At 37.4% G+C, this 16,214-nt stretch carries 15 protein-coding genes; 4 read left to right on the top strand and 11 right to left on the bottom strand.

The features are described 5' to 3' along the window. Positions 1 to 93: 93 nt before the first annotated feature. Positions 94 to 1,311 (bottom strand): putative glycoside hydrolase, encoded by a 1,218-nt coding sequence (locus IEV74_RS10585; RefSeq protein ID WP_188455350.1) that lies wholly within the window; start codon positions 1,309 to 1,311, stop codon positions 94 to 96. A 515-nt stretch (positions 1,312 to 1,826) separates the two neighbouring features. Further along, a complete protein-coding gene (locus IEV74_RS19925) occupies positions 1,827 to 2,999 on the bottom strand; it encodes a PcsB-like coiled-coil domain-containing protein (protein WP_308418991.1) in 1,173 nt (390 codons plus the stop codon). 168 nt (positions 3,000 to 3,167) lie between these two features. Here IEV74_RS19925 and IEV74_RS20060 point away from each other — a divergent pair, with 168 nt between their 5' ends. Both IEV74_RS20060 and IEV74_RS10570 read left to right on the top strand, forming a co-directional pair. Beyond that, positions 3,168 to 3,428 (top strand): DUF6429 family protein, encoded by a 261-nt coding sequence (locus IEV74_RS20060; protein ID WP_188455394.1) that lies wholly within the window; start codon positions 3,168 to 3,170, stop codon positions 3,426 to 3,428. Positions 3,429 to 4,309: 881 nt separating this feature from the next. Further along, entirely contained in the window at positions 4,310 to 4,597 is a 288-nt protein-coding gene (locus IEV74_RS10570; RefSeq protein WP_188455349.1) for a DUF378 domain-containing protein, read from the top strand. 247 nt (positions 4,598 to 4,844) lie between these two features. Here the strand turns inward: IEV74_RS10570 and IEV74_RS10565 are convergent, their stop codons facing one another. After that, positions 4,845 to 5,480 carry a TetR/AcrR family transcriptional regulator gene (locus tag IEV74_RS10565; protein ID WP_188455348.1) on the bottom strand — a complete coding sequence of 212 codons (636 nt, stop codon included), beginning with the start codon at positions 5,478 to 5,480 and terminating at the stop codon, positions 4,845 to 4,847. A gap of 191 nt (positions 5,481 to 5,671) precedes the next feature. On the opposite strand from IEV74_RS10565, the gene IEV74_RS10560 reads away from it, so the two are divergent. Beyond that, a complete protein-coding gene (locus IEV74_RS10560) occupies positions 5,672 to 7,876 on the top strand; it encodes an MMPL family transporter (protein ID WP_188455347.1) in 2,205 nt (734 codons plus the stop codon). A 160-nt stretch (positions 7,877 to 8,036) separates the two neighbouring features. Here the strand turns inward: IEV74_RS10560 and IEV74_RS10555 are convergent, their stop codons facing one another. From IEV74_RS10555 to IEV74_RS10525, 7 genes are all read right to left on the bottom strand, one after another. Then, complete coding sequence (locus tag IEV74_RS10555) at positions 8,037 to 9,446, bottom strand: DUF4179 domain-containing protein (protein ID WP_229683133.1); 1,410 nt, start codon at positions 9,444 to 9,446, stop codon at positions 8,037 to 8,039. Next, a complete protein-coding gene (locus tag IEV74_RS10550) occupies positions 9,430 to 9,969 on the bottom strand; it encodes a sigma-70 family RNA polymerase sigma factor (protein ID WP_188455345.1) in 540 nt (179 codons plus the stop codon). The genes IEV74_RS10555 and IEV74_RS10550 overlap by 17 nt, the downstream gene beginning before the upstream one ends. Positions 9,970 to 10,416: 447 nt before the next feature. Further along, on the bottom strand, positions 10,417 to 10,623 hold the full coding sequence (copZ, locus tag IEV74_RS10545) for a copper chaperone CopZ (RefSeq protein WP_188455344.1): 207 nt from the start codon (positions 10,621 to 10,623) through the stop codon (positions 10,417 to 10,419). A gap of 21 nt (positions 10,624 to 10,644) precedes the next feature. After that, positions 10,645 to 13,038 (bottom strand): heavy metal translocating P-type ATPase, encoded by a 2,394-nt coding sequence (locus IEV74_RS10540; protein ID WP_188455343.1) that lies wholly within the window; start codon positions 13,036 to 13,038, stop codon positions 10,645 to 10,647. 21 nt (positions 13,039 to 13,059) lie between these two features. Then, positions 13,060 to 13,356, bottom strand: coding sequence for a metal-sensing transcriptional repressor (locus IEV74_RS10535; protein WP_188455342.1), 297 nt, complete (start codon positions 13,354 to 13,356; stop codon positions 13,060 to 13,062). A 141-nt stretch (positions 13,357 to 13,497) separates the two neighbouring features. Then, positions 13,498 to 14,688, bottom strand: coding sequence for a chromate efflux transporter (gene chrA, locus IEV74_RS10530; RefSeq protein WP_188455393.1), 1,191 nt, complete (start codon positions 14,686 to 14,688; stop codon positions 13,498 to 13,500). Between the two features lie 27 nt (positions 14,689 to 14,715). Further along, positions 14,716 to 15,021 carry a PadR family transcriptional regulator gene (locus IEV74_RS10525; RefSeq protein ID WP_188455341.1) on the bottom strand — a complete coding sequence of 102 codons (306 nt, stop codon included), beginning with the start codon at positions 15,019 to 15,021 and terminating at the stop codon, positions 14,716 to 14,718. A 62-nt stretch (positions 15,022 to 15,083) separates the two neighbouring features. Between IEV74_RS10525 and IEV74_RS10520 the strand changes: the two genes are divergently transcribed. Further along, on the top strand, positions 15,084 to 15,221 hold the full coding sequence (locus tag IEV74_RS10520) for a hypothetical protein (protein WP_229683130.1): 138 nt from the start codon (positions 15,084 to 15,086) through the stop codon (positions 15,219 to 15,221). 28 nt (positions 15,222 to 15,249) lie between these two features. On the opposite strand, the gene IEV74_RS10515 is transcribed toward IEV74_RS10520, so the two are convergent. Beyond that, complete coding sequence (locus IEV74_RS10515; protein WP_188455339.1) at positions 15,250 to 16,173, bottom strand: DsbA family protein; 924 nt, start codon at positions 16,171 to 16,173, stop codon at positions 15,250 to 15,252. Between the last annotated feature and the right edge of the window lie 41 nt (positions 16,174 to 16,214).

The raw sequence follows: 16,214 nt of genomic DNA, 5'->3' as shown, positions 1-16,214 counted from the left end.
CAATAGCTATCATTGGACCAGGGTTTTAAAAACCGCATGAAATCAAATTTGATTTCATGCGGTTTCTTCACATTCGGTTTTTCCCGTACAACTTTAATCCATCGGCGTATAATCAACATTTTTCGAATATACATTGCTGGCATTCCAAATTAAAAATTCGTTTATGCCATTCTCCTTCAACGCCTTTATTTGCGCTTCAACCTCTTCTTTTCCATATTGTGTCGGTTCCCCGTCATATAACCAGGGTGCCTCAAAGTCTTGAATCCATGGCCTTGAGGTAGGCTTGTTTTCGAGTTTACTCAATACGTTATTTTCCACCTTGGCATATTCCGTGACCAATTTATATGGTTCTTTATCCGGGAAGTCAATTCCAAAGTAAGATGTCCAATGGCTTGGATAAATCATAGAAGAAATGACATCAACATTACTGGATATTTTTGAAAAGTTCTGCCCGATACCCGGCGCTTCCGGAATGGTTGCCGCATAGCCAAAAATATCAACAGCTACATCGACATCGTAAGACTCAAGCTCCTCTTTTGCATAGGCAACAAAGTCTGTTACAGCTTTAACACGTCTTTGGACATTGCTTATTTCCTCGTTCGCATAGTCACCTTGGCTATATTCCAGTTTTTTATCATACCGTTCAAATCCTTCAGGAAAACGGACATAATCAAACTGAATCTCCTGAAAGCCTAACGCTGCTGCCTTTTTTGCAATTTCCACATTATATTTCCAGACTTCTTTTTGAAATGGACTGACAAATGCTTCCCCTTTTCCATTTGTCCATACTTTCCCATTTTCCATAAATGATAACTCAGGGCGCTTCTTAGCTAAAACAGAATCCTTAAATACGACAATTCTCGCAATTGGATAGATTCCTTTTTCTTCAAGTACCTTGAGCATTTTTCCAGGGTCATTAATATAGTTTAGTGCAATATCCTCATATGGAGACCCTTTTTCGGGCTTTATGGTAAGGTTCCCATGGTCTTCTTTAATGTCGATTACCATAGCATTTAGATCGGTATTTTCAACTAACTTAAGAAGCCGGTCAAAATTGCTTCCGCCAGCTGATGGACCAGTAACGTAAATTCCCCTTACAGCATCCGGGTATTCAAAATTAAGACCAGAATCATATGTAAAGCGCTGGAACTTTTTCGAGATATCAATCTTTTCCACACTAGTTTCTTTTGTTGGATGTAATTTTACAATATGTACTTCTTCCCCACTGCTTTCGTGAATTGTAAACGGTATTCCGATCCCTAATAGGAGAATTCCAATAAACGTATACATTTTGAGCCGATTTTTTCTCATAACTATCAATCTCCTATTCTCATCTTTTATTCTATTATAAGGGAGACAACGGAATATTTGAATGGATTTTTGCAGATTTATGTCGAAATGAAGGATGAATTTTTACATACTTTTGGATTGACGGTTGACCAACAGGAAGAACTAGAGAAAATATATCCGGACTAACCGAATTAGTCCGGATATATTTTTGACTAAAACATTTTTTTGCAAAATCCTTTTTTTGTTATAAAAATAAAATAGTCCAACAATAAATTGAACGTAGCCATTTGAAATTAAAAACTGTAAATTTAAAAGAACTATTTGTGTCCGTTCCTATTTTCGTTGCTATTAGAAAATCCCATTACCATCAAAAAAATGACCACCAAACTGATATACAATTTGACAGTCATTTTTTCTATTTTTATTGTTTGCGAAAGATTAACAAAAATCAGCTTTACTGTTACTATAGCCATTCACGCAGGACTATTGCCTATTTTTGCTGATTTAGTAGATTCACAGTACATGTTCTATTCTTATTATTGAATCGTCACTTTAACCGTACGTACTCCCCATTTCATTGCAGCCTGTTCGGTTGGGACGTAAACATCAATTTTATTTCCATTAATAGCACTGCCGATATCGCCTGCTATTGCATAACCATACCCTTCAACGTGTACAATGGAACCGAGCGGGATAACACTTGGATCAACAGCGATTACCTTTGCATTAGGATTTTCCTTAAGGTCAATTCCTGTGTAGGTCGTACCGGATCCTCCAGCACTTTCCAATGTATAGGCAGTCGCTGTTACGGTAAATGTCTTTTTGTCATCATTTTCCTGCGTTTTTTCCTCTGATTCATTTCCTTTTGCAACTGCTTCTTTTACGGACCGCGCTTTCGTTTCATTTCTTTTTCTTTCCGCTTCTCGTTTAGTTCGCAATGCTTTTTCCGCTGCTTGCGCTTCTATATTATGTTTTACCTCTTTTTCAAGTGATGCAAGATTTTTATCCTCGCTTTTTAATTCCCCTATCAGTGCAATTAACGCTTGCTGTTTCTTTTCTAATAATACTCTATGCTGCTCGTTCTTTCGTTTTTCCCCATTAATTTGTGCCAAGGTTTCCTCTTGCTTAGCCTTCATTTCGTTTAATTCGTTGAGTTTTTCAAGAGCAAGCTTTTTCTTTTCTGCTACTTTATGTATGTCGGTTTTCAGATTTTCTATTAAGGTAGCATCAGACTCTGTAATGGTTGATACTAAGGAAACACGGCTGATAAAATCACTAAAGCTCTGTGCACCGAATATAACTTCCAAATAACTCATGGACCCGCCTGACTTTTGATAGGAAGCAATACGGTCTTTTAATATTTCCTGGCGTTTTTGTATATCCGCTTCTAATTCTTTGATTTCATCCTGAAGAATTCTAATATCTTTTATCGAATTCTTAATATCCCGCTCTGTTTCCTCAATCGTTTCTTGCTTTTCTTGCAATGACTGATTCACACGTTCAATCTCTTTATTCAAGTCTTCTATTTCGGACATAAGGTCTGTAACCTGTTTATCCGCTTTTGATAGATCTTCCTTCACATCTTTGCGCTGTTCCTGAATATTTCTGAGGTCCTGTTTTGTTTCTGCATGACTGATAGAATTGTTAAAATAAAAGCTTCCCAGGATTAGAGAAGTGGCTAAGGTAATTGCAGTTAATTTTTTCGTCAACTTTTTCCCCCGCTTCCTTTTTTATGTAATTAAACCTAGCATGATAACGTCAACAGTATATCACCTTAAAATGACATGATTATTATAAGGACATTACAATTGTATTTCACAGGATCGTTTTTGATAGATTCCCTTGCTTAATGAAGTGGTTGCTAATAGTCTAGTTATATAAACCTAAATGGAAAGGATTTTGGTTTCAAGGAAGAAAAAATTAAAGATCTTACCATATTATTACTCTACTTAACATCTTGGAAAGAAGATGATTTGCCAGGAGGAATGAGAAGAAGCTGGAAAGGCTATCCATTTGATATTTTAGATGAATTAAGGGAAGAGGAATTAATTAGAGGAAGTAATCGATCCAAATCTGTCTATTTAACGGAAAATGGAATTAAAGAAGCGGAAAAACGCTTAAAAACCTATTTGAAATAACCAAGCCATTGGGAAAGGCTTATTTTCACCCAAAACATGCTATACTATAAGGTAACTTTTATAAGAGGTGATGAAATTGAAAAAAATACACATCAACGACCTCAACCAATGGATTGATAAACAAAAGCCCGAAGAGGAACAATCCATAATACGGAATAAAAGTTAATCCGTACCCGAAAAAGGGATAAGGATGAACAAAACATTATTGATAAGCTATGCAGGGAACGATGGAAAAAGGCAGAGCAAGATGGGAAAATAATATATCTTTCAAGGTGGAAGTGGTATTATGAGTTCGACCTGAAGCTAGTGTAAATACTAATCTTCACATCTTCTGCAATAACATGCATGTCACGACTTTTAACCAAGCTTTCACTCCTGCAACATCCCTGTCTCCCCATACAATCTTCACATAATTTGTCAATTTAATAGCTGGGCAAATCCCTAACTTCAAATCCTATATAGCCAGTTATTAGGACATATTGCAAATCCAAATGTATAGTTTTATTGTGATTCATTCTCTTAAAAACTGTAAACATCCAAATCATTACGTTTAATTTCTATTTCTCTTCTGACCACTCAAATTATGTATATTTATTGCATGAATACATCATTTTTAGCAAAAGATAAGTTTGATTCATAGCAACTATGGGAGGGTTTATTTAGATTCATGCAAAATAGGGAATGATCCCAGTGGTTTTAGGAACAGAGCGTACAACTACCGGATTTGCACTCCGTAATAATAAACACATAAATCCAATGATACCTGCTCGATTATCGGTTTTGGACTAGCTCATTCCGTGTTAAAAACCATTAAATTGGTTGCACATCAACGCATCATTGCAAAACAGACCCTTTCAAACAACCAGATGGAGGTGAAAAGAATGGAAACATTAAAACGAATTGCCCTTGCATTGGTAATTATCGGTGCTATAAATTGGGGGCTGATTGGATTTTTCCAATTTGATCTAGTCGCTGCCATTTTTGGCGGTCAAGACGGCGCTCTAGCAAGAATCATCTATGCTCTCGTTGGACTAAGTGGATTATATTGCATAACCATGCTATTTGCACCGATGGACGAAACGGATGACGTTACCGATACAGGAAGAGTCAATTATGGTACCGAGTTTGGAGAAGAAACAGACTTCTCTGACTTAAATCGTGATCAATAAACGTAATAATGATTAGCAAAAAAAAACAAGCCATGTCCCTGTATGGCTTGTTTTTTGCTTTTTGAATTGTCCTCTTGAAACCCGTTGTAACCAGACTTAGCTTTATTCCGTTGCTATGTGCCGCAACATCCGTGACCTTTCCAATCCTATTATTTCGGGAATCCCTACCACCCGATTCCGCTTAATACACAACGTACCACTAGCTGCTGACTTGAAAATTTGTCCAGAGATCATGCCGCAATCGCGTTTAATCCGGCTCATTTTCAGACAAATGAACACCATGCCAAAACAGCTCAATAATTTGTTCTGCAACTTCCTCTATCGTTGGAAGGATTTGCTGTTTTTCATTATTGTAATAACCTACCTTTAATAGGGATAAATAAGCTTGGGCAAGAAATGCTGCATTTGTCATACGTATTTCATTTTGTTCCATTGCATCCATAAAGGCGTTTTCGATCGCCTGGTACAATCCACCCTCCGCTTGTTCAATTCTCCTGTGCTGATCGTTTGATAATGTATTTTTTGTCCCTTTCATAAATCCAGCCATATCAACATTAACAGTACCCTTTAGATGTGTCTTCGTTATATTCAGAAGACGTTCTTTCAATGGAAGATTCTCATGGAGCAACGCATTTATTTTTTCACCAATGTGCACCATCAGCTGAACCATTGTTTCTGTAAATAATTCCGCTTTACTTGCATAGTAATAATACACTGTTGCTTTTGTCACATTGCTTTTATTTGCAACATTGTCAATTGAAACATGCTGATAGCCATTTTCTAAAAACAGCCTTGTTGCAGCCTGAATAATCAATTGATTTGTAGGTTGTTTCTTTTCACTTTGTCTGGGTCTGCCTAGTGGTCGCTCCTGCTTCCGCTTCACTCTAACTCTCTCCTTGACTCGTGTTTGTCGCTAAATTATACCATAAAGTATAACACCATTCAGCTGCCCAATTTAAGATATTGTCAAGCATACAGGAATTTGATCCATTATAGTTGATAATTAACCAACCAGTATATATAATTAAAATCACGGATTCCCGATTATATAAATTCCCTGGAGAGGAAGATTGGATGTACAGCTTTTTAAAGAAATGGGGAAAAATAGTTGCAGGAAACAAGAGTCGCTTTGCCACGTTAGTTGTCTGGATCTTGGTTATAGGGATTCTTTCTTCTATATGGCCACAGGTGAATCAGGAAGAAACTGCATCAAACAACCTTTTGCCTGAGGATGCCATGTCAGTTGAAGCGGAAAAAATCATGCAGAAACAATTTCCCAATGATTCAGGTATTCCATTACTGCTTGTCTGGTATCGTGATGGTGGTTTAACAGATGATGATTATCAAAGTGTTCAGGCAGCCTATCAGCAATTAAAGAAGGATCCGCTCGAGTATCAGTCACTCGTGCCGGATTTTGGAAATATGCCTGTTGAAGCGTTAAAGCAGCCAGCTTCACAGGATCTCGAGGCACTTACAACACCCGTATTTTTTGAAGAAGATGCAACTACAGAAGAATTACAGCAGGCAATGGAAACGTTAAAAAATACAATTAACGATTTGACTGCGGAAAATTCTTTCGACACAGATATAGGAGAAGATGGGCTTCATGTACGATTTACCGGACCTGTTGGTATTCAGACAGATGCCGTCGAGCTGTTCAGTCAAGCAGATGTTACCTTATTGATTGCTACGGTTATCCTAGTATTAGTCTTATTAATTGTCTTGTATCGTTCACCAATTCTTGCAGTTGTTCCTTTAATTAGTGTAGGATTTGCTTACGGTTTAATTAGTCCTTTGCTTGGCTTCATGGCAAATCAAGGTTGGATTGAGGTTGATGCACAAGCAATATCGATAATGACTGTATTATTGTTTGGTGCTGGTACAGATTATTGCCTATTCCTTATTTCCAGGTATCGCGATGAATTACAGCTGGAAACAAACAAATACACTGCCTTGCATAAAGCAATCAGTCATTCCGGTGGAGCAATTATGATGAGCTGCCTAACAACAGTTATTGGACTTTTCACATTATCATTGGCCCAATATGCTTCTTATGACAGGTTTGCTGTTCCATTTAGCTTGGCAATTCTAATTATGGGGGTTGCGGTGCTTGCATTCTTGCCTGCTATATTATCCATGTTAGGCAGAATAGCTTTCTTCCCTTTTATTCCACGTACTGAAAAAATGGCACAGGAATTGGAGGAAAAGAAAGGAAAACCCGTTCGTCATCCAAAAACAAGGAGCAGGTTCAGCAAATCTGTCGGCCGATTGGTAACAGAAAAGCCTTGGCGCATTATCGCTATTTGCACCATTTTCTTAGGAGCACTTGCCTTAGTGGTGCCGAAAATTTCACTAACGTATGGCCTTCTTGATTCATTCCCTAAAGATATGCCTTCACGGGAAGGATTCACGATTATTGCTGAGCACTATCCACCCGGGACAATTGCACCGGTACAAATAATTGTTGATACGGAAGGGAAAGATGTTTCGTTACAGGATCAGCTTGCATCAATGGACATAACCGAAAGCGTCAGTGAACCAAGAACCGGGGAGGAAAATCAAGACTATCAAGCATATGAGCTAACGTTAGCAATGGATCCCTATTCGAGAGATGCTATTGATCGAATTCCAGCTATAAAGAACACGGTTGCCAAAGGTCTTAAAGACACTGGTATCGAAAATGCTGGTGATCATGTTTGGATTGGCGGCGAAACAGCAACACTATATGATACAGAGGAAATCACAAAGCAGGATCAGAACCTAATCATTCCGGTGGTACTGATTATTATTGCTGCATTGCTGCTTGCTTACCTGAGATCGATTATTGCAATGATTTACCTCTTGCTAACGGTTGTGCTGTCTTATCTATCTGCATTAGGACTGGGCTGGCTAGTCATACATTATGGTTTCGATGCTCCTGCCATGCAAGGATTAATCCCGTTATATGCATTTGTTTTTCTAGTTGCTCTTGGTGAGGATTACAACATCTTCATGGTGTCAAATATATGGAAAAACCGTAAACATATGCCGATGAAAGAAGCAATTGCAGAAGGTGTAGGACAAACAAGCGGTGTGATCAGTTCAGCTGGCTTAATTTTGGCAGGAACGTTTTCTGTGTTGGCCGTTTTACCTATGCAGGTGCTCGTCCAATTTGGTACTGTCACAGCAATCGGCGTGCTTTTGGACACCTTTATCGTCAGACCATTGCTCGTACCATCCATAACAACCGTACTTGGAAGATTTGCTTTTTGGCCAGGTAAGTTGTGGAGGAAAAAGTGAAAGATATTTTTCTTAAGCTGAGGAATAGTTAGAAGCGGATTTTCTTTTTAAAATCCTTGTTCAATTTACTCAAGAGATGGTTTTAATAGTTCAAGATTACAATTTAATCCCTAAAAAAGATAGGTATTGGAGCGGAACACCCCAACACCTATCTTGTGGATTATTGTAATTCAACTTTAATTGGTTCCATTTGAATCGGCTTTTCATTTGCACTTAATGTTCTAAATGGGACAACTATTGAATAATCTTTGTAATTAAATTTCTCAGGATTTTTTATGTTAAAAATGGATTGATAATGTAAACTACCTTCGTCTTTTAATTTTGCTTGATCACTACGAGTCTTGTATTCCAGCATTTTTTCCATATCCAATTCACCATTTTCATCCCTTTGAATATTGTCAGACTTAACTATCATTATAAAGTCAGCAAAATTTTGAATAATATCCTCTCTAATTGATCTTGTATTGATATTCTGTATCTCATAATCCAATACTAGCTGTCCTCCTTCTCGCTGTATACTTTTAACCTTTATAGAGTAGTTAAACCTGCTGCTTTCTACAATAAAAGGAAGCGTTTGGTCCATAGCATTAACAATTTCTTTATCCGATTTTACGATTTCAGGTTGAATAGTTAAATACTTTGCATCTTCACTAATTTTACTACTAAATAGTTCTTGGTAATTCTTTACGATGGAGGTTCCGTTTACCTCAGTTGTCAAAACATTTGGGTGGAACTTTGATAAACGATTTCCTTCATTATCAAAAACAGTAATTCTTATAGTATCCTTTTTGCCTACTAATGGTATCGTTGTCTTATAATTTAATATCGTTGTAGCTTTCCCTTTTACAACTGACTCCATTTTAAAGGAATAACCTTGACCTTCAAGTTCAGTATTAGCTTCAGAATAAATTGTTTCAGAAGGGACTTGCTCAACCGGGACATTAAATTTCCAAAGCCCTTTAACTCCTGTAATATTAGTAAATGTTAAGGGTAAAGTATAGTTTTTAGATAAGTTAGCATTAGGGTTGTAAAATTCTATAGAAGCGATATAACCATCCTCTGTTTCTTTTAATTCTGTCATTGTTGAAGACCACTGATTTTGTTCATCACCATCAAATAGATGAAAATTATATCCAGTTTCGGGTCCTCTATCACCCATACTATCCATTGATACCTTGTCACCTTCAGCGTTAAATGTAACCCCAATAATATTCCCATCATAATAAGCACTGGTTATTGTAATATCTACATCATTACTTGTAGCCTTTTGATTTAGTTGAGTAATCAATTCACTTTCTAATAACTCATATCCGATTTGCAAACCAATCTTTTCATAAATTGAGCCCAATAATGGGATGGTTGATAAAGCATATGAAATGGGTGCGAAAATTAAACCTGCTGCTAAGAATATGGTTACTGCAATTAATGCAACAGCACTAAAAAGTTTAACTTTAGATTTTCTTTTCGGTACTTTTTCTTTAAATCCTTTCTCCAATCCTTTATCTATTGCATTTAATATTTCATTCTTTGGAACTTTTATTTCGCTTATTTCTTTATGAAAACGCTCCATGTTCACTGTAATTCACTCCCCCAATACCTTTTTTTAACTCAATTTTTGCACGCCGTAAATATGTTTTAATTGTGTTATCAGGTTTTTCCATCGTTTCCGCAATCTGTTGAATAGTTAAGTCGTGATAGTAATATAGGATAATTACTGTTTGATAGTTTTTACTTAAACATGATATTGCATTTATAACGTCCATCTTACCTTCAACATCCCTAATGCTATCGTCCGATTTATTACTAATAAGCTTCTCATCAAAAACTACTATCTTTCGTTTTCTTAATACATCATAGGCAGTGCGGATTAAAATTTTAGTTAACCAAGTATTAAAAAACTGAGGCTCCTTTACTTGTTCAATAGATATAAAAGCCTTATAAATTGTTTCTTGAAGTACATCCAATGCATCCTCTTTATTTCGAACGTAAAGAAAAGCTGTTTTATACAATTTTTCACTTTCATTTTTGACAAGAATTTCAAATGCTTCTTTGTTGCCATTTATAGCTTTCTTTACTAAGGATAAATTCTTCAATTTATAACCTCCTTCCACCAGTTAGAGCAAACAACAGATGAAAAAGTTTCAAAAAAATTAGCTAGAAGAAAATTGTTTTCTCCTAGCCTTCCTTTATTACCAAAAATATCGAATTACTTTTAAATATCCTGTCGGTTCATTTGTTCACATACTCCACTTCTATCCTAACACAAATATTCTGAATACCACATGTGTACAAATAATTTAAATTAATATTTCCACATTAAAATGTTCCTTTGCATCCCAATCTGTCATTCGAAATGTGTTGAAACAACTGCTGTACCCTCTCGACTACATTATAATAGCAAATATAATATGGTTTTATCAAAAATCTTTTTGTTCAAAGAAAAATGACTAACAAAGTATGCTAGTCATTTTTAGCCCTCAATTTAAATGTTTTGCTAAAAGGAACGGAACTCGTTTTTCATTCTAGCCCCTTTTCCTTCTTTAAGCAACATCATACCCTTGATCTTCAATAGCTTCTTTCATTTTTTCCTGATCAACTTTATTCTCATCATAAGTGACTTCCACTTTACCGGTTTCCAGGTTTACTTCCACATCACTAATTCCGTTTAAGTCTGTGAGCGCGCCATTTACCGCCATTTTGCAATGTCCGCAAGTCATCCCTTTTACATCTAATGTTATATTTTTCATTAAGAAAACCTCCTATAAAATTTAATCTATTTTTACACGTTTCAAGCGCAATGCATTTGACACGACTGAAACAGAACTAAACGCCATTGCCGCACCAGCAATCCATGGTTGCAGAAGTCCTAAAGCAGCAATCGGAATACCAGCAGTATTATAAGCTAATGCCCAAAATAGATTTTGACGAATATTTGTCATTGTTTTTCTGCTTAACCCAATCGCTTTCGGAATATTGGTTAGCTCTCCACCAACCAATGTAATGCCTGCTGTTTCAATTGCTACATCGGTTCCTGTACCGATTGCTATTCCAATATCAGCGGTCGCTAGTGCAGGTGCATCATTAATGCCATCCCCTACCATTGCAACTTTCATGCCTTGGTTCTGTATTGTTTTTACATGATTTGCCTTATCTTCTGGTAATACCTCTGCAAATACATGATCAATGCCTACTTGTCCAGCAATTGCTTTAGCAGTGCGTTCGTTATCGCCAGTAATCATGTAGACTTCAATGTCTTGTGCCTTTAACTGGTCAATTGCTTGTCTTGCATTTTCTTTCACTGTATCCGCAACCGCGACAATCCCCGCTAGCTTACTATCGATTGCAAACATCATTGCGGTTTTGCCTTCCAATTCATATTGAGTAAGCTGCTCCTCATGATCGGCAAAATCAATATTGTTTTCTATCATTAATTTACGAGTACCAACATGGACTTTCTTATTGTTTATTTGTGATTCGATACCGTGACCGGGTATTGCCTTAAAATCATCTGCATCCAATTTTTCAACATTCCGTTTCTTACCATAATCCACAATTGCTTCTGCAAGTGGATGTTCTGATGAACGTTCGGCAGCAATTAAATATGGTAGTGAATCGCTGACGAAATAATGGATATCCGTTACTTCCGGTGTCCCTTTTGTGATTGTACCCGTTTTATCCAATACGATTGCATTTATTTTGTGCGCAGCTTCTAAATGTTCACCCCCTTTAAAGAGGACTCCTGTTTCTGCCCCTTTCCCAGTTCCAACCATAATCGATGTTGGTGTCGCCAATCCTAACGCACAGGGACAAGCAATGACGAGTACAGCAATCGAAGCCTCAAGTGCTGCTGGCCAGTTTTGCGGATCAACGATAAAGAACCATATTAGAAACGTTAGTACCGCAATACCTACAACAATTGGAACGAAAATACCGGATATGACATCCGCCATACGCTGAATCGGTGCTTTTGAACCTTGGGCATCCTCTACTACTTTTATAATGGTTGCTAAAGCAGTATTTTTCCCTACTTTAGTTGCTTCCATTTGTAATGTTCCATTTTTATTAATGGTCGATCCAATTAAAAGATCGCCGCTGCTTTTTTCAATCGGGATAGATTCACCCGTTATCATGGATTCATCAACAGCGGATTTACCTGAAACAACCTCCCCATCAACAGGAATTTTCTCACCGGGTTTGACACTGATTTTATCTCCAACAACAACCTGTTCCAATGGTATTTTCATTTCCTGACCATCACGAATCACGGTTGCCTCCTTAGCTTGGAGACTCAATAATTTTGAAATAGCGGCGGTTGTTCTTCCTTTTGCCATTGCTTCAAAAAGTTTTCCAACCAGAATAAGTGTGATTAACACGGCACTCGTTTCATAATATAAGTGTGGATCGTAGCCTGGATTAACAGTAGCCCGAATCCCTTCAACCAAACTGTAAAAATAGGCAGCGGACGTACCTAAAGCAACAAGCACATCCATATTCGCACTTTTGTTTCTCAGATTCTTATAAGCTCCCGTGTAGAATTGCCAGCCAACATAGAATTGCACCGGTGTCGCAAATAAAAATTGTACCCACGGATTCATCAAAACTTCTGGCATTGGTAATCCCAAATCCCACGGAATGTGCCCAATCATTGCGTATAGTAGCGGTAAAGTCAAGATGGCTGAAATTAATAATTTAACCTTCTTATCATGAATTTCTTCCTCTTTATGATTCCGTTGTTCCTCACGACTTTGACTTTGTTTTGCCTCGTAGCCAAGTTTTGCTACCCTTTCCGTGATTTGATCGACCGTTACTAGTCCAGGCTCATATTCGACTATGCCCTTTTCCGTTGTTAAATTTATCGAAGCATTTACGCCGTCCATTTTATTTAATGTTTTTTCAATTCTGGTGGAACAAGCGGCACATGTCATGCCATATATATCAAACTCTGCCTTTTCTGTCTGTACGCCATATCCGAGTTTTTCAATTTTATCGGAAAGGTCATGATGTGAAACTTTCTCTTCATCATAGTCTACAGATGCCTTTTCCATCGTAAGATTAACATTTGCTTCCACACCCTCCATTTTATTAAGGGATTTTTCAATTCTGGTGGAACAAGCAGCACACGTCATTCCAGTAATTCCTATATTCACATGTTTAATAGACATCTTATGTCACCCCAATCGCTGTTACTTGGAAAACTGCTGGACAACCTTCATTAATTCTTCGATTGATTCGTCACCTGTTCCCGTATTAATGGCATGAGATACACAGTGATGCATATGTCTCTCCATTAATTGAAAGCCCGTGTTCTTTAATGCTGAATTAATAGCGGATATCTGCACTAATATATCTATACAATAACGATCTTCCTCGACCATTTTTTGAATACCTCTGACTTGGCCTTCTATACGCTTTAAACGATTAATTACCTTTTGCCGTTCTGACTCCGTACGTGGTTTGATCGGCTTTCTCTCCTGATCCATGTCTCCACTTCCTTCCTTGATATATTTATACCCTACCATGGTATTGTATTGATTGCAATAAAAAAGTGTTACAAATTTTGCGGGACAGGGGGTCTTGCGGTGCGGGACAGGGGGTCAGACCCCTTGTCCCGCTTTTAAACCTTACATTCCAAGAAAATGAATTACATATCCTCCTGCAACTCCTAAAATGACAATCAGCCACGCTGGAACTTTCCAAACATTAAGCAATGCGAATAAGATCATACCCAATGCGAAATCAGAAGCATCAAAGATAGAACTTTTTATAACGGGATCGTAAAATGCTGCTACTAATATTCCTACAACACTTGCATTAACCCCCATAAGTATTCCTTGGAAAGTGGCACGTTTACGCAATTCATTTAAAAACGGTAATGCTGCGACAACAAGTAAAAATGATGGCAAAAATATACCGATCGATGCAACCACAGCACCTGCTATCCCTTCCATCATCGTTCCCAAATAGCTTGAAAATGTAAATAATGGCCCTGGCACTGCTTGAGCCATTCCGTAGCCAGCCAAGAACTCATCAGGTGAGAGCAATCCTTGTGGAACAACTTCACGTTCAATCATTGGCAACACCACATGACCGCCACCAAAGACCAAAGAACCAACTCTGAAAAAAATATCAAACAGAGTTACTAAGGGGTTATTAGCAAACTTTGTAATGATGGGTAAAGCAATAAGTAAAACAACTAAAAAACTTAATGAAAGTATGCCCGTTTTCTTTGAGATGGTTACGGAAAATGGTTTCACATTTGACTCCGCTTTATTTTTAAATAATTGGAGACCTAATAGACCGGCACATAGAATGATAACAAGCTGCATCCATGCGGAAGGATACATTAACATAATTGAAGCAGCCGCAATAGCAATACCAAGTCGCATCTTATCGGGTGTCAACTTTTTTCCAAGGCCTAATAAAGCATGTAACACAACTGCTGCAGCGACTATCTTCAAGCTGTGAATGAATCCAGCATCTTCTAAAGAGAATGTCTGATAGAGCATTGCAAATAGGCTCAGGGCAATAATCGATGGAAGCGTAAAGCCAAGCCACGAAATAATCCCTCCTAAAATTCCCCCACGCATCATACCTATTGAAATTCCTACCTGGCTGCTCGCCGGACCGGGAAGAAACTGACAAAGTGCTATAATATCTGCATAGGTTTTATCATCTAACCATTTCCTACGATCAATATATTCATCCTTGAAATAGGCTAAATGTGCAACAGGTCCACCAAAAGATGTTAATCCTAACTTTGTAGAGGCAACTAAAATCTCTAAATTAGTTTTCAATCGATGTTTACGCAGCATTTCCTGTTTCAACGTATCACCCCTTGTTTAGTTTATCTCTTTAAATAATTCATAGGCTTTGGCACGTGCCTCGTTAAGTACAGACTCTCCTTTATTTGTTATCGAATAATACTTTCTGATCTTTCCATCCACATTTACTTCCTTTTTATCCAATAATTTGTCCTTCTCCATGCTGTGCAGAATAGGATATAACGTACCTGCACTAATTTCATAACCATGCTCACGCAATTCCTCAAGCATCCAAGTACCATATATCTCCTCTTCTTTTGCGTGATGTAAAATATGAATCTGGATGAATCCCAGGAATAACTTTCTTAAAACTTTGTTATCCAAACAAATGCCTCCTGTCTTTGATATCGGATTTCAATATTGGAATTCGATATCAATTGTATAATTTGTCTTATGAAATTGCAATTGTTTTAGATACTAAAACAGGAATGATGAAGGAAGGCATGGTTGCATGGCTTGTAATTATAAAAGAGGTGCTTAACGCTATGCGATTTGCACCTCTTTCAAGTTTATTCAAACTATAATTTGAACTTGACGTTACTATTCTGCTTATTATTTTTCTGCAGTAAAATAGGTTTCCCCCAGAATTTCCTTTACATGATAACTGCTTGGTGAAAGTTCCTTTTCAATGAAGAAGTTAATATCCGATTTCTCAACATCATACATAATTTCAATTTCTTTTGAAAATAAAAGCTTTTCTTTTTCAAGTAAGCTTGATAAAGGAGGTTGTTGTTTTGGTGTTGGTTCTTCCCCTAGAACCTGCTTCAATCCAGCAGCATAGTGTTCCAATGAACGACCGCCAACTATTTTCACCCCTTTATTTTCATTATTCGCCATAATAATAGTTGGAAAACCCCTAGCACCAAGGTTTCTAGCAAGCGTAAAATCTTCATTTAGTAATGCATGGCCTGTTTTCTCATCAGCTTCCTTTACAATTGCACTGCCATCCAATCCCATTACATTAATGATTTTCACTAGGACTGATTTTTCACCGATGTTTTCATTAAAAGCAAATAGTGCCTCCCTAGCCCGGCGAAGGTATTCAAATGCTTTTACTTCACCATAATGTTTTTGAATTATTTTAAAGACCCGTGATGGAGGGAAAGAAGATTGAACCGGATTGTCAATCATAAGTGAGCCATCTATCGGCATCCGTGTATGTTCTCCTACCTCTCTCCAATGTCCAGCAACATCTGCTGGTCCGTAGATTCCGTTAGCCGGATCAACTGGACCACCATCCCATTTTTCCAGTAAGCCACCCATTACCGTATGAAAGTTGAAATATTGTCCATATTGCTCATTAAAACGTCTTAGAGTTGGTTCTAATGCCCAGCAATGGGAGCAGATTGGATCTGTAACATAATATAATTCGATTGTTTTCTGTAGCTTATTTAAATTAATAATCTCCAATTCATCAGCACTTGCTACACCGCATACACCAGTCTCTAAGTCACACATTAGATTATTTTGATTCATCAATTTCTCTCTCCTTTAGTTAGCATTAGAGCTAAAAGCTT

Origin of the sequence: Virgibacillus oceani, assembly GCF_014638995.1 — a bacterium.
Lineage (GTDB): Bacteria > Bacillota > Bacilli > Bacillales > Amphibacillaceae > Virgibacillus_E > Virgibacillus_E oceani.
This window is presented reverse-complemented; position numbering and strand designations above follow the sequence as displayed.

Coding starts and splice junctions, on each gene's coding strand:
- IEV74_RS10555 (WP_229683133.1), bottom strand. CDS start 9,446: ATGGAGCGTTTTCATAAAGAAATAAGCGAAATAAAAGTTCCAAAGAAT.
- IEV74_RS10515 (WP_188455339.1), bottom strand. CDS start 16,173: ATGAATCAAAATAATCTAATGTGTGACTTAGAGACTGGTGTATGCGGT.
- IEV74_RS10540 (WP_188455343.1), bottom strand. CDS start 13,038: ATGTCTATTAAACATGTGAATATAGGAATTACTGGAATGACGTGTGCT.
- chrA (WP_188455393.1), bottom strand. CDS start 14,688: ATGCTGCGTAAACATCGATTGAAAACTAATTTAGAGATTTTAGTTGCC.
- IEV74_RS10570 (WP_188455349.1), top strand. CDS start 4,310: ATGGAAACATTAAAACGAATTGCCCTTGCATTGGTAATTATCGGTGCT.
- copZ (WP_188455344.1), bottom strand. CDS start 10,623: ATGAAAAATATAACATTAGATGTAAAAGGGATGACTTGCGGACATTGC.
- IEV74_RS10560 (WP_188455347.1), top strand. CDS start 5,672: ATGTACAGCTTTTTAAAGAAATGGGGAAAAATAGTTGCAGGAAACAAG.
- IEV74_RS10535 (WP_188455342.1), bottom strand. CDS start 13,356: ATGGATCAGGAGAGAAAGCCGATCAAACCACGTACGGAGTCAGAACGG.
- IEV74_RS10585 (WP_188455350.1), bottom strand. CDS start 1,311: ATGAGAAAAAATCGGCTCAAAATGTATACGTTTATTGGAATTCTCCTA.